Origin of the sequence: Paenalkalicoccus suaedae (assembly GCF_006965545.2) — a bacterium.
Lineage (GTDB): Bacteria > Bacillota > Bacilli > Bacillales > Salisediminibacteriaceae > Paenalkalicoccus > Paenalkalicoccus suaedae.
Window position 1 is genome coordinate 2,845,010 of record NZ_CP041372.2, and the last position, 13,207, is coordinate 2,858,216.

The window sequence follows — 13,207 nt, forward strand, 5'->3', positions numbered from 1 at the left end:
TGCCCTTTAGCAATTAAGCTCGATAGAGCTGTCCTTTGAATAGTTAGGACTTTAGAAATAATAAAGCTCGAAGAGCTTGTTAATTCTATAATAAAAACTCGCCCCACTTAGTGGGACGAGCCAGACGTTATTTTCTTACATATTAAATTCAATACCCGATCCCGGTCCTAACGGAAGACCAAGAAGCATCCACACAACAAGCATAATCGTCCATGCGATTGTGAAGAAGATCGTGTAAGGGAACATAACGGAAATCATTGTTCCGATACCCATCTTCTTATCGTATTTCTGTGCAAACGTAATGATAATCGCAAAGTACGTCATTAATGGAGAAATGATATTTGTTGTTGAATCCGCAATTCGGTACGCCATCTGCGTTAGTTCAGGCGAGTAACCGAGCTGCATCATAATTGGAACGAATACTGGTGCCATCATGGCCCACTTAGCAGAAGCACTTCCGATAAATAGGTTAATAAAACCAGCCACTGCGATAAACGCTAAAATAAGCGGAATACCAGTTAAGTTAATACTATCTAAGAATTCAGCACCTGCTACACCTAGCACAAGTCCCATGTTTGTCCACTCAAAGTAAGCAACAAACTGACCTGCTGTAAAGGCTAATACGATGAACATTCCCATCGAAGCCATGGTATCAGATAGCTGATTTGCAACGTCCTTGTCACTCTTAATATTCTTCGTCACAATTCCGTAAATAAGACCTGGTACGAAGAATAGTAGCGTGATAATCGGAACGAGTGAGCTCATAAACGGCGACTGAATAATGTTATCCACATACGTGGCGCCTTCTGTCCCCTGCATAGGAGCTCCTGGTGGTAACACAAGTAGTGCAGTCAATCCTAAACCAACGATGAACGATGCAGCTGCCCACGCAACCCCACGCTTTTCCACCGACTCAAGACCTTTAAGATCCTCGCGGTAGTCACCTTTGTACTCGCCTAGACGTGGCTCAACGACACGCTCTGTGACAAACGCACCGACAAACGTCAGTAGGAATACCGAGACAATGATGAAGTAGTAGTTCATCGCGATCGTCATACCCTCAGCATACTCGGCGCTGATGATCGATGCCGCCTGAATCGTCAGCTCCCCGAGCATTGGATCCGTCGCCGACAAGAATAAATTCGCGCTAAATCCGGCAGAAACACCGGCGAACGCCGCTGCCAAACCAGCTAACGGATGACGGCCGAGCGCAGCGAAGATAACCGCTCCAAGCGGAGGTAACACAACGTAACCTGCGTCTGACGCTACAGACGACATAATCCCTGCAAACACAAGACCAGCAGTGATCAGTTGCTTGGGCACGGATAAAACAAAGCCACGTAAGCACGCACTGATAAGACCCGTACGCTCTGCAATACCGATACCAAGCATCGTAGCAAGTACAACGCCAAGTGGCGCGAATCCAATAAAGTTATCCACCATACTGGTGAGCATATATTGAATCCCCTCAAAGGAAATCAGACTCTCAACGGCTACAACCGTCCCCTCTTCCCCAGGGTGATCCACCGTAATATTAAATAACGAAACAATCCAAGATATACCAACAACCATCAATGCTAGAATAGCAAATAATGTTATTGGGTGAGGCAGTTTATTTCCGACGTTCTCGACCATATCGAGAAAACGTTGAAATATTCCCCTTCTTTTTGATGCCATGATGATGAAACCCCTCTCTAAGATACTAGTTTCTCAATGTGAACTAGTATATCGGTATAACAAGTAGAAGAAAAGGGAATTACAATAATTTGGACAGTTAAAATAATTGGACCTAGTATCTATTTTCTTACTAGTTAGTTCGTTAGGTGGTATTGCTTCTTTATATTGGATTTATTGAGGGTATTATGGTAGGTAAAGACTCGTTTTACGTTTGGCAGTAAGTTTGGCGATCATTAGTCTCCCTTGCCTATTCCGCGTTACTTCTGGTAACTTGCGTGTTACTTTTTTTGTGACTTACTTCTCTCAAAATGCGCGCTACTTCTATTTGGTTTCGTGTTACTTCTCCCATGTTTCGCATTACTTCCTCTTATTTTTACCTTACTTCTATTTTACGCATTACTTTAACCAACTTCCGCGCTGTTTCGTGCTCGTTCCGCGTTAGTTCTGGCAATTTGCGTGTTACTTCTCCTAGTTTGTGCGTTACTTCCATTACGACTTACTTCTCACAACATGCACGCTATTTCTATTCGGTTTTGCTTTTACATTCGAACTTACTTTTACTAAGGCATTCCTTCCACTACCCTTAGAAGCTCAAGAGCAGGCAGACTCGGAGAATGCCCGGAGACAATTAGTAGGAATAGGCTCTGGATGAGATCACGCAGGAGGCGTTTAGGGTAAGGCGATAGCCGCACCCTGCCGACGAGTAAGCTCAGGCAGAGACCCTACTAATGTCGTAGGGCGTTCGCAGAGCTGACTGCTCTTACCCCATTAAACTCCTTAACCTTCTTTAAACTAGTTAGCTCTTTAGCAATGAATCAGCTCGAAGAGCTGAACAAAGCTTAAAACAAAAACCCCCTGCACCGTTACCGGCACAAGGGGCTCCAAAAAATATTACTTGTTTAAGTTGTAGAAAGCAGTCTTACCAGCATACTTTCCAACATACTGTAGCTCGTCTTCAATACGTAGAAGTTGGTTGTACTTCGCTACGCGGTCTGTACGAGATGGTGCACCAGTCTTGATTTGACCAGCGTTTGTTGCAACTGCGATGTCTGCAATTGTGCTATCTTCAGATTCACCAGAACGGTGAGAGATAACGTTTGTATATCCAGCGCGCTTCGCCATTTCGATTGTCTCGAACGTTTCAGAAAGCGTACCGATTTGGTTTACTTTGATTAAGATAGAGTTACCGATACCTTGCTCGATACCTTGAGAAAGCTTTTCTACGTTAGTAACAAATAGGTCGTCACCAACAAGCTGAACGCGATCGCCTAGGCGCTCTGTTAGAAGCTTGAAGCCTTCCCAGTCGTTCTCGTCAAGGCCGTCTTCGATCGATACGATTGGGTACTTGTTGCAAAGCTCTTCGTAGAAGTCAACCATTTCAGCAGATGTCTTTACAACACCCTCGCCTTTTAGGTTGTACTTGCCATCATCATAGATTTCAGAAGCAGCTACGTCCATTGCAAGCTGAACTTCTTCGCCTGGCTTGTAACCAGCTTTTTCGATTGCTTCGATGATTGTAGAAAGTGCTTCTTCGTTTGATCCTAGGTCAGGAGCAAATCCACCTTCGTCACCTACTGCAGTGTTGTAACCCTTTGAGCTTAATACTTTCTTTAGGTTGTGGAAGATTTCCGCTCCCATTTGTAGCGCTTCTTGGAACGTTCCAGCGCCTACTGGCATGATCATGAATTCTTGAATGTCTACGTTGTTGTCCGCGTGCTCTCCACCGTTGATGATGTTCATCATTGGAGTTGGAAGAGTCTTCGCGCTGAATCCACCTAGGTACACGTATAGTGGTACTCCTAGTGCATCAGCAGCTGCGCGTGCAGTCGCCATAGAAACACCAAGGATTGCGTTAGCACCTAGCTTCGCTTTGTTTGGAGTTCCGTCAAGCTCGATCATTAACTGGTCAATTCCTAATTGGTCTAAAGCGTCAAAGCCAACAACTTCAGGTGCGATAACGTCGTTTACGTTATCAACAGCTTTTGTTACGCCTTTACCCATCCAAGCGTCGCCGCCGTCACGTAGTTCTACTGCTTCGTACTCACCAGTAGATGCTCCACTTGGTACGATTGCGCGTCCAAATGCGCCACTTTCTGTGTGTACTTCTACTTCTACTGTTGGATTTCCTCGTGAATCTAATACTTGACGTGCGTAAACATCTGTAATAATTGTCATGTTCAAAACACTCCTTATTTGTTAGTGCTAAGTAAGAGAGTCAGGCTCCATCTGCGCTCTTACTTGCCTTATTGCTAAACGTACTTTACTTCTTTAATAAAGACTTACCAGTCATTTCTTCTGGCTGTGTGACACCTAATAGCTCTAACATTGTTGGTGCTAGATCACCTAAAACTCCGTCTTCACGAAGTGTAGCTGACTCATCCGTTACGATAACTGGAACCGGATTTGTCGTGTGGGCCGTCATCGGACTACCGTCCTCTTGCATAAGAACATCGGCGTTACCGTGGTCAGCGGTAATAATGGCGTTTCCGCCCTTCTCGTGGATAAGATCCACGATCTTGCCAAGACATTCATCCACTGCTTCAATCGCCTTAATCGTTGGCTCAAGCATACCTGAGTGTCCAACCATATCTGGGTTAGCGAAGTTTAAGATAATCATGTCGTGCTCATCGTTGTTGATTTCTTGAAGAAGAGCGTCGGTTACTTCATACGCGCTCATCTCTGGCTTTAAATCGTAAGTAGCAACCTTAGGAGAGTCGATTAATACTCGCTTTTCTCCGTCAAATTCCTTCTCACGACCGCCACTAAAGAAAAATGTTACGTGAGGATACTTCTCTGTTTCTGCAATTCGAAGCTGCTTCATGCCCGCGTTTGAAACAACCTCTCCTAATACATTTACCATGCTTGTCTGCTCAAATGCAATATGACCTTTTACAGAATCACTATAATGTGTCATACACACGTAGTGCAGATGCTTCGGAAACTTGTCTCCACGGTCAATGAAGTCGAACGGTTCCGTTGTTAAAATCTGCGATAGCTGGATCGCACGGTCTGGTCGGAAATTGAAGAAGATAACTGCATCTTCATCTTTAATCGTTGCGACCGGCGTTTCGCCATCTTCCTTCGTCATAACAGTTGGTAAAACAAACTCGTCGTTTTTACCTTCTGCATATGACGTAGCGATCGCTTCCTTCGTTGAGGTTGCTTTAGGGCCTTCACCGTACACCATCGCACGGTAGCTCTTATCAGCACGATCCCAACGCTTATCGCGATCCATTGCATAGTAACGACCTTGTAAAGTAGCAATTTCTCCTACACCAAGCTCGACCATTTTTTCTTCAAGCTGAGAAATAAACGTTTGTGCCGTTGTTGGTCCAACGTCACGTCCATCTAAGAACGCATGCACATAAACGTCTTTTACCTCGTGCTTTTTAGCAAGTTCGAGTAGTGCAAATAAGTGGCTGATGTGACTGTGAATCCCACCGTCCGACACTAGTCCATATAGGTGAAGCGCCGTACCCTTCGTCTTTGCGTGCTCGATCGCGTTTAGGAACGTTTGATTCTTAAAGAATGAACCGTCCTGAATCGCAAGATTGATACGAGTTAAACTTTGGTAAACAATTCGCCCTGCCCCAATGTTTAAGTGTCCAACCTCAGAGTTACCCATTTGACCTTCCGGAAGACCTACCTCGAGTCCAGATGCTTGAAGCGTTGCATGCGGATAGTTGTTCCAGAATCGATCAAAGTTAGGTTTTTTAGCTTGTGCTACTGCATTTCCTTCTGACTCTTCGCGTAAAGCAAATCCGTCGAGAATGATCAGCGCTTTTGGCTGCTTACTCATTTCCCGCCTCCACTAGCTTTAAGAAGGAATCTGCTTCAAGACTTGCGCCACCTACTAATGCACCATCGATATCAGACTGAGCAAGTAGCTCATCGATATTGGCTGGCTTTACGCTTCCGCCGTACTGAATGCGCACTGCATTAGCTGCTGATTCAGAGAACGTTTCTTTCACGACATTACGGATAACCGCACATGTTTCGTTCGCATCCTCTGAAGAAGCTGTCTTACCAGTTCCGATTGCCCAGATTGGCTCATAAGCAATAACGGTTTCTTTCACTTGGTCCTCTGAAAGACCTTTTAGTCCTGCGTTAACTTGCTCTGTTACAACGCTTGCTGTATTTCCAGCTTCACGTACTTCAAGTGTTTCCCCAACACATACGATTGGCGTTAACCCTTGCTTTAATGCAGCGTGAACTTTTTGGTTAACAGACTCATCTGTTTCACCGAATAGCTCACGACGCTCAGAGTGTCCGATTACAACGTACTCAACGCCTAAGTCCTTTAGAGAAGACGGGCTAATCTCACCAGTGAATGCACCGCTCTCTTCAGAATATACGTTTTGTGCACCGATTTTTACGTCCGTACCTTCTGTTTCTTGTACTAATGCATCTAAGAAGATAGCAGGAGCTACAACCACAGAATCAACAGATGTTGAAGGTGGTACTAACCCTTTTACTTCTTGAATGAAAGCAATCGCTTCCGACTTTGTTTTGTTCATCTTCCAGTTACCAGCAATAATTGGTTTACGCATGTTGTTCGTCCTCCTTTTTATTTATCGTTAAGAGCTACTACACCTGGTAGTTCTTTACCTTCAATAAACTCTAGAGAAGCTCCGCCACCTGTAGACATGTGGCTCATCTTATCAGCTAGACCAAACTTTTCAACAGCTGCTGCAGAGTCTCCTCCGCCGATAACAGAATACGTGTCCGTAGATTCTGCTAGTGCATCTGCTACACCTTTTGTTCCTTTAGCAAAGGACTCAAGTTCGAATACTCCCATTGGTCCATTCCAAATAACAAGCTTCGAATTCTTTACAACGTCCTTGTAAAGTTCGATTGTTTTAGGTCCGATGTCGAGTGCTTCCCAATCAGCAGGGATCTCTTCAATTGCTACAACCTTTTTGTTTGCATCGTCGCCGAAATCATCTGCAACTGTCACGTCGACTGGCATGTAAAACTTCACGCCCTTGTCTTTCGCTTTTTGCATGAACTGCTTCGCTAGATCGATTTTGTCTTCTTCAAGAAGTGATTTCCCTACTTCATGACCTTGTGCTTTTACAAATGTATAAGCAAGTCCTCCGCCAATAATAAGGTTATCTACTTTATCTAAAAGATTATCGATAACGCCGATCTTATCTTTTACCTTCGCTCCACCAACAATTGCTGTGAAAGGACGCTCTGGGTTAGCCATTGCTTTCCCTAATACATCAAGCTCCTTCTCCATAAGTAGACCAGCTACTGCAGGAATGTGAGCAGCAATGCCCGCTGTTGATGCGTGCGCACGGTGAGCAGCACCGAATGCGTCATTAACGAATACGTCTGCTAATGCAGCGAATTCTTTCGCAAGGTTTTCGTCGTTCTTTTCTTCACCAGCTTCAAAGCGTACGTTTTCAAGTAAAAGTACGTCTCCTTCTTCTAGTGAAGCTACTGCCTTTTTAGGCTCTTCTCCGTACACTTCGTCTGTCTTTACTACTTCTTTATTTAGTAGTTCGCTTAAACGTTGTGCTACTGCATCCAATCGAAGCTCTTCCACTACTTCACCCTTTGGGCGACCTAAGTGGCTCGCTAAAATGATTTTTGCACCCTTTTCAACTAATAGTTCAATCGTTGGCACGGCTGCACGGATACGTGTATCGTCTGTTACTTCTCCGTCCTTCATTGGTACGTTAAAGTCTACACGACAAAAAACACGTTTTCCTTTTACATCGATATCACGAATCGATTGTTTGTTCATGGAGAAACGCCTCCCTCTTCTTAGTAAGTAATGCATCAAAAGGCCATGAAGCCTTCTGATGGTAGATCCCTTATGTGAAAGAAAAATAAAAAAGGAGACAGGACACGTTGCCCGTCTCCTAAAGGTTGATTCAGGATTGTGCTTTTTTTCTACCCGAATTATAGGCCTTTAGCTGCTACGTACTCAACTAGGCGTACAACCTGTGTAGAGTAACCAGTCTCGTTATCGTACCAAGAGATTACTTTAACCATGTTGTCTTCCATAACCATTGTAGAAAGAGCATCGATTGTAGAAGCATAGTTGTTTCCGTTGTAGTCACGAGAAACAAGTGGCTCTTCGCTGTATCCTAGGATACCTTTAAGATCGCCTTCAGCTGCTTCTTTGAATGCTGCGTTTAGCTCATCAGCAGTTACGTTAGTGTCTAGTTCAGCAACTAAGTCAACAAGAGAAACGTTAGGAGTTGGAACACGCATAGCTCCACCGTTTAGCTTGCCCTTTAGCTCAGGAAGTACTAGAGATACTGCCTTCGCTGCACCAGTTGATGTTGGGATGATAGACTCAGCAGCCGCACGAGCACGACGGTAGTCTTTGTGTGGTAAATCTAAGATGCTTTGGTCGTTTGTGTAAGAGTGAACAGTTGTCATCATTCCACGCTTAAGACCAAACTTATCGTTTAATACCTTCGCGAATGGAGCTAGGCAGTTAGTCGTACAAGATGCGTTAGAAATAACATCATGGTTAGCTGCATCGTACTTATCTTCGTTTACACCCATAACGATTGTTACATCTTCGTCAGTTGCAGGTGCAGAGATAACTACTTTCTTTGCTCCAGCTTCTAAGTGCTTCGCAGCAGCGTCGCGCTTTGTGAAGATACCAGTAGATTCTACTACGATTTCAGCTCCAAGCTCGCCCCACTTTAGGTTAGCTGGGTCTCTCTCAGCAGTTACAACGATTTCTTTCCCGTCAACTACTAGGTTATCACCCTTCGCTTCTACTGTTACGTCAAGCTTCCCGTGAACAGAATCATACTGAAGTAGGTGCGCTAGCATGTTAGCGTCCGTTAAGTCGTTTACTGCTACTACCTCTACGTTAGGGTTCTTTAGAGCTTGTCGGAATACGACACGTCCAATACGTCCAAAACCGTTAATACCAATCTTTGTTGCCATGATAAAATTCCTCCTTAAAGTAGGTAAATTTATATTTCAAAGGGGTTACCCTTGAATTAAAATGTGCCACTTAATACTCTTCACGTACTAAGCTAAAAATAAACTTACAATTTCGCTAAAATTTCTTTAGCAGCTCCTTCATCGGTAATTAATACCTGACTTGGGCTTTTAATCAAATACGCTTGAATGGCTTCTGCTTTTGAAGCTCCGCCGGCAACCGCAATGATTGTGTTGATCGACTCAAGGTCGTTTAAATGCAGGCCAATTGTGGGTACTTTATGAACAATCTCACCAGACTTATTAAAGTAATAGCCAAACGCTTCCGCTACAGCTTCTTTTTCTTTCAGCTTTGCTAAAACATCCTCTTCTGTATCACGCCTGTCTGCCATTGTCTGTGCTTCACCAATACCGTGAATAACCATCGTAGCAGAATGAATCAATTTGAGAATAGATTGAATCGACGGCTCTAATACTAATGATTCGTAAGCGTCTTTACTCACTTGATCTGGGACATGTAACAATCTGTATGTGCCCATTGCTTTACGTGCCATTGTGGCACAGATCGTATTCGCCTGATTTTCTACCTGCTCACCTAGCCCTCCTCGAGCTGGAACAAATAGTGATTCTTTTAAATCAGAATCAGGAACGAGCATCTCGGCAACGGCTGCGATTGTTGTGCCACCTGTTACTGCGATAATATTGCCCTGCATCGCTAGGTTGCGCTTAATCACATTCACACACGTTCTACCCATTTCTTTTTTTACCCAAGGAAATTGATCACTGTCTCCTGGTACGACATGGACTTCTTTTACACCAAGCTTTGCCTGTAGCTCCTCTTCCATGGAGCGAGTATTAAATACCTCTTTCATCACTACTTCAAGCTGACTAAGAAGATTTTGTCCTTCTTCCGTTAACGTCATTCCTGATGTAGCAAATTCGACAAGTCCTTGGCTTTTAAGAAATGTCACTTCGCTTCTAAGCACTCGCTCCGACATTTCTAAGTTCGTCGCAAGCGTTCGCCTACCAATTGGTTGCATGAGGCGTATGTATCGTAGAATGCGAAATCGGAGTCCTAAGACTTCGACAAGGTCCGGCAGGAGTTTCTTCTGCAAATCTAATAGCATATTCATCCGAATTCTCCTTTGTCCCTATTCATTAGGGACACGAAACGTCCCTTGTAGACATATTGCGTCCCACTCAGGTCAAAAAAAATCATTTCCATGATGCGCGGCTTTTTTTACCTGCGCTGTCATTGTATCAAGGAAATGATGTCGAAGCAACTATTTTTGACTCGTTTTAGGCTCTATCAACGCTTTCTTTTAATGACCAGTAAGAGATGTTGCCCTCATCGATAACGCTATCATCCTTATCAGTCATGACCGGAATACGAATCTGATACTTCTCGAGCCACTCGTCATTTTTATAAATATCTCTCACCTCAAGCTCAAATCCTAGCTCTTTTTGCAACAATCTTACGGCCGCAAGACCATCCTCGCAGAGTGGACATTGCTCCTTCGTGTAAAAATAATACGTCATCTTATCCATCTCCGTATCTTTTTCGCTTAGAGGACGGCGCGATTTGCATCTCCTCGCGATATTTAGCAATCGTCCGACGCGACACTTCTATATGATGCTCAGCCTTAAGTAGGTCTGACAGCTTTTGGTCGGATAAAGGTTTTTGCTTCGGTTCATTCTCAATCAATCGTCTCATATACGTCTTAATTTTCTCGGCCGAGCTTGCAGTCTCTGAATCTCCTATTCCCTTGGTGAAAAAATATTTAAGCTCGTATAGTCCACGAGGCGTTTGCACATATTTTTTGGTAGTCGCTCTAGAAACAGTTGATTCATGAACACCAATTCGATCGGCGATCTGTTTTAAATTTAATGGACGAAGCTTTTCCTCTCCATCTGTTAAAAACGCTTCTTGGTGTTCGATGATCGATTCTGTTACACGTAAAATCGTTTCTTGGCGCTGGGCTATACTTCGACGGATCCACTCAAACTGATCTTGTTTATTCTTTAAATAATCCTGCACTTCCTTTTGCTTGTTAGTAAGCAGTTGCTCGTACTGACGGTTCATCGTCATTTTAGGAAGGTCCGCATTATTTAAAGTCACTCTCCACGTACCTTCATACATATGGACAAGCACATCTGGAATAACATAGCTTGGTGGCTCTTGAGCAAAAGCAGCTCCTGGTTTTGGGTTTAGTGATTGAATGAAGTCGGCTGCGTACTGCACATCTAAGATATCAATTCCTTCTGCCTTTGCAATTTGTTGCCACTGCTTTTTGGCTAAGGCATCAAGGTGCTCTGTTACAATTTTTTCGGTCAACGGATCGCGCACCTCGAGATAGTGAAGTTGCAACAAGAGACACTCTTTTAAGCTAGTCGCACCAACTCCATGAGGCTCAAGTGTTTGTAATAAGCGCACGCCATCCTCCGTTTGCTCGATCGAAGTATTTAACTCTTCAGCAAACGTTTGAAGCGGAGAATGCAGGTACCCATTTTCATCCACATGCAACGCCAAGTAGCTCACTATACGCTTCATCTCTTCTGAGATATCCCAAACCCGAATCTGATGCAGCAGATAGTCATGGAGTCCCTCCTCCGTGTTCGCTACATAGTCAAGTGGTGATGTATAATCCTCTTCGGATTGATAAGACGTAAAGTCTGTTTTATAATCGGTCGAAGCATCCGTGCGCTTCTCCTGTAATTCAATTAATGGATTCTCAAGCTGCTGGTCGTGCAAATACTGCTGCAGGTCGTGCATGGAATACTGGAGCATCGTAATCGCCTGCCGCAACTCATTGGTCATAACCAGCTTCATTTGTTGCTCTTGCACTAATCTAAAATCCACGTCGCGACACTCCCTTCCTCACTTACACCATTTATTTTAACATACATTATTCTTTGGTTTATGAAACAAGAATTACGGTTATCATGAAAAGTGAAACTTTTGAGTTTAAATTATTTGACCTTCATTGACCATTAGCGTTATGATGGTTTCATACGAAGAGGAGGCAGGAATATACACTCCCCGTATCTAATACTTAGAAGATGACATTTAAGGAGGAATTGAATCATGAATTTAATACCTACAGTAATCGAACAAACGAACCGTGGAGAACGTGCTTATGACATTTACTCACGCCTTCTAAAAGACCGTATTATTATGCTAGGATCAGGAATTGACGATAACGTTGCAAACTCTATCGTTGCACAGCTTCTCTTCCTAACTGCTGATGACCCTGATAAAGACATCTCGTTATACATCAACAGCCCAGGTGGCTCTATCACAGCAGGTATGGCAATCTATGACACGATGCAGTTCATCAAGCCAAACGTACAAACAATTTGTATCGGTATGGCAGCATCTATGGGTGCCTTCTTATTAGCAGCTGGTGAGCCTGGTAAGCGTTTTGCGCTACCAAACTCTGAAGTTATGATTCACCAACCACTTGGTGGAACACAAGGTCAAGCATCTGATATCGAAATCCACGCGCGTCGCATTATTGAAATGCGTCAAAAGCTAAACGAAATTTTAGCTGAGCGAACAGGTCAGCCACTTGAAACAATCGCGCGCGACACAGACCGCGATAACTTCATGTCTGCTGCAACAGCAAAAGAATACGGCCTGATCGATGACGTAATGGCAAAAGCTCCAACAATCGGTTCTTAATACGTAATGAACGCTCCTAGTCGCAGCTGCGATTAGGGGCGTTTTGTTATGTATGGGGGATGAGGATAAAATCTGTATCGATAACAGAGCGAGAACCGATGATGTTCCTTGCGTCATTGCACGAACAGTCTGGCACTTTATTCACGTATTTTTTGGAATGATCCTAAGCTATTGTATAGCTTTGTTTTTAATGAAAATTGGGGCCTTAGCTAATGGATAGTATAAACAACTTTGATTTTTTACTATTAGATTTTGGATGTGACCTTTGAATTTATTACACAATAGGGGGTTGATGCATAGGAGTGCCAATTTGACGCAACAGATACCCTGAGTGACGCAACCGGCTACCAGTTTGACGCATCGACACCCTGATTTGATGCAAAGCAAATTAAACCGACGCATACGAAAGCCTAACTGACGCACCTTACCTTCGATCTGATGCAAACAGACCTTTACTTGACGCAAAGCATCCCTCAAGGCTCTTAAATCCCTCCGCGCCCTCTCAATCTCGCACTCCCCATCCACCCAATCCTCGATCCTCAAAAATCCAAAACAAAAAACCTTCGTCTCATAGACAAAGGCTTGTACGCTTTAGGGATATAAAACTATTCTGCTTTACTGACGAATTCTTCTAAGGCATCCATTGCCTCTTGTTCATCAGGTCCGTCAATTTTAAGGGTAATATCCTTGTTAGCACCAACAGCTAAGCTCATGATCCCCATAATACTTTTTGCGTTCACCTTTTTATCGTCTTTCTCGATAAAGATATCCGAATGGAAGCGATTAGCCTCTTGTACGAATAGAGCAGCTGGTCTTGCTTGAAGGCCACTTTTTCTCTTAACAGTCAATGTTTTTTCGATCATAATCCATTCCTCCTTTTCCTCGTCTATAAAACAAGCGCTTTCATCCGGATAGATAAAAAGTGCAGGGGTC

At 43.7% G+C, this 13,207-nt stretch carries 11 protein-coding genes; 1 reads left to right on the forward strand and 10 read right to left on the reverse strand.

The window, feature by feature from the left end; all coding sequences use genetic code 11:
* Nucleotides 1-135: 135 nt before the first annotated feature.
* The 9 genes from FLK61_RS15240 to rpoN form a co-directional block, all read right to left on the reverse strand.
* A complete protein-coding gene (locus tag FLK61_RS15240; RefSeq protein WP_176010224.1) occupies nt 136-1,677 on the reverse strand; it encodes an AbgT family transporter in 1,542 nt (513 codons plus the stop codon).
* An 891-nt stretch (nt 1,678-2,568) separates the two neighbouring features.
* Nucleotides 2,569-3,852 (reverse strand): phosphopyruvate hydratase, encoded by a 1,284-nt coding sequence (gene eno / locus FLK61_RS15245; protein WP_176010225.1) that lies wholly within the window; start codon nt 3,850-3,852, stop codon nt 2,569-2,571.
* Between the two features lie 85 nt (nt 3,853-3,937).
* Nucleotides 3,938-5,476, reverse strand: coding sequence for a 2,3-bisphosphoglycerate-independent phosphoglycerate mutase (gene gpmI / locus FLK61_RS15250; protein ID WP_176010226.1), 1,539 nt, complete (start codon nt 5,474-5,476; stop codon nt 3,938-3,940).
* The gene (gene tpiA / locus FLK61_RS15255; protein ID WP_176010227.1) at nt 5,469-6,227 is read right to left on the reverse strand and encodes a triose-phosphate isomerase; all 759 of its coding nucleotides are present in this window, start codon (nt 6,225-6,227) and stop codon (nt 5,469-5,471) included. The genes gpmI and tpiA overlap by 8 nt, the downstream gene beginning before the upstream one ends.
* Before the next feature lie 17 nt (nt 6,228-6,244).
* Nucleotides 6,245-7,429, reverse strand: coding sequence for a phosphoglycerate kinase (locus FLK61_RS15260; RefSeq protein ID WP_176010228.1), 1,185 nt, complete (start codon nt 7,427-7,429; stop codon nt 6,245-6,247).
* A 158-nt stretch (nt 7,430-7,587) separates the two neighbouring features.
* A complete protein-coding gene (gene gap, locus FLK61_RS15265) occupies nt 7,588-8,595 on the reverse strand; it encodes a type I glyceraldehyde-3-phosphate dehydrogenase (RefSeq protein ID WP_176010229.1) in 1,008 nt (335 codons plus the stop codon).
* Between the two features lie 104 nt (nt 8,596-8,699).
* Nucleotides 8,700-9,725 (reverse strand): sugar-binding transcriptional regulator, encoded by a 1,026-nt coding sequence (locus tag FLK61_RS15270; protein WP_176010230.1) that lies wholly within the window; start codon nt 9,723-9,725, stop codon nt 8,700-8,702.
* Between the two features lie 166 nt (nt 9,726-9,891).
* Complete coding sequence (locus FLK61_RS15275) at nt 9,892-10,131, reverse strand: glutaredoxin family protein (RefSeq protein WP_249777611.1); 240 nt, start codon at nt 10,129-10,131, stop codon at nt 9,892-9,894.
* Nucleotide 10,132: 1 nt separating this feature from the next.
* Nucleotides 10,133-11,452, reverse strand: a complete 1,320-nt coding sequence (rpoN, locus tag FLK61_RS15280) for an RNA polymerase factor sigma-54 (protein WP_176010232.1) — start codon at nt 11,450-11,452, stop codon at nt 10,133-10,135.
* A gap of 225 nt (nt 11,453-11,677) precedes the next feature.
* Between rpoN and clpP the strand changes: the two genes are divergently transcribed.
* Nucleotides 11,678-12,274, forward strand: coding sequence for an ATP-dependent Clp endopeptidase proteolytic subunit ClpP (gene clpP, locus FLK61_RS15285; protein WP_176010233.1), 597 nt, complete (start codon nt 11,678-11,680; stop codon nt 12,272-12,274).
* A 605-nt stretch (nt 12,275-12,879) separates the two neighbouring features.
* Here clpP and FLK61_RS15290 read toward each other — a convergent pair.
* On the reverse strand, nt 12,880-13,137 hold the full coding sequence (locus FLK61_RS15290; protein WP_176010234.1) for an HPr family phosphocarrier protein: 258 nt from the start codon (nt 13,135-13,137) through the stop codon (nt 12,880-12,882).
* Between the last annotated feature and the right edge of the window lie 70 nt (nt 13,138-13,207).

What these genes read in the sequence shown, in the direction of transcription:
- FLK61_RS15240 (WP_176010224.1), bottom strand. Translation starts at nt 1,677, where the DNA reads ATGGCATCAAAAAGAAGGGGAATATTTCAACGTTTTCTCGATATGGTC.
- eno (WP_176010225.1), bottom strand. Translation starts at nt 3,852, where the DNA reads ATGACAATTATTACAGATGTTTACGCACGTCAAGTATTAGATTCACGA.
- gpmI (WP_176010226.1), bottom strand. Translation starts at nt 5,476, where the DNA reads ATGAGTAAGCAGCCAAAAGCGCTGATCATTCTCGACGGATTTGCTTTA.
- tpiA (WP_176010227.1), bottom strand. Translation starts at nt 6,227, where the DNA reads ATGCGTAAACCAATTATTGCTGGTAACTGGAAGATGAACAAAACAAAG.
- FLK61_RS15260 (WP_176010228.1), bottom strand. Translation starts at nt 7,429, where the DNA reads ATGAACAAACAATCGATTCGTGATATCGATGTAAAAGGAAAACGTGTT.
- gap (WP_176010229.1), bottom strand. Translation starts at nt 8,595, where the DNA reads ATGGCAACAAAGATTGGTATTAACGGTTTTGGACGTATTGGACGTGTC.
- FLK61_RS15270 (WP_176010230.1), bottom strand. Translation starts at nt 9,725, where the DNA reads ATGAATATGCTATTAGATTTGCAGAAGAAACTCCTGCCGGACCTTGTC.
- FLK61_RS15275 (WP_249777611.1), bottom strand. Translation starts at nt 10,131, where the DNA reads ATGACGTATTATTTTTACACGAAGGAGCAATGTCCACTCTGCGAGGAT.
- clpP (WP_176010233.1), top strand. Translation starts at nt 11,678, where the DNA reads ATGAATTTAATACCTACAGTAATCGAACAAACGAACCGTGGAGAACGT.
- FLK61_RS15290 (WP_176010234.1), bottom strand. Translation starts at nt 13,137, where the DNA reads ATGATCGAAAAAACATTGACTGTTAAGAGAAAAAGTGGCCTTCAAGCA.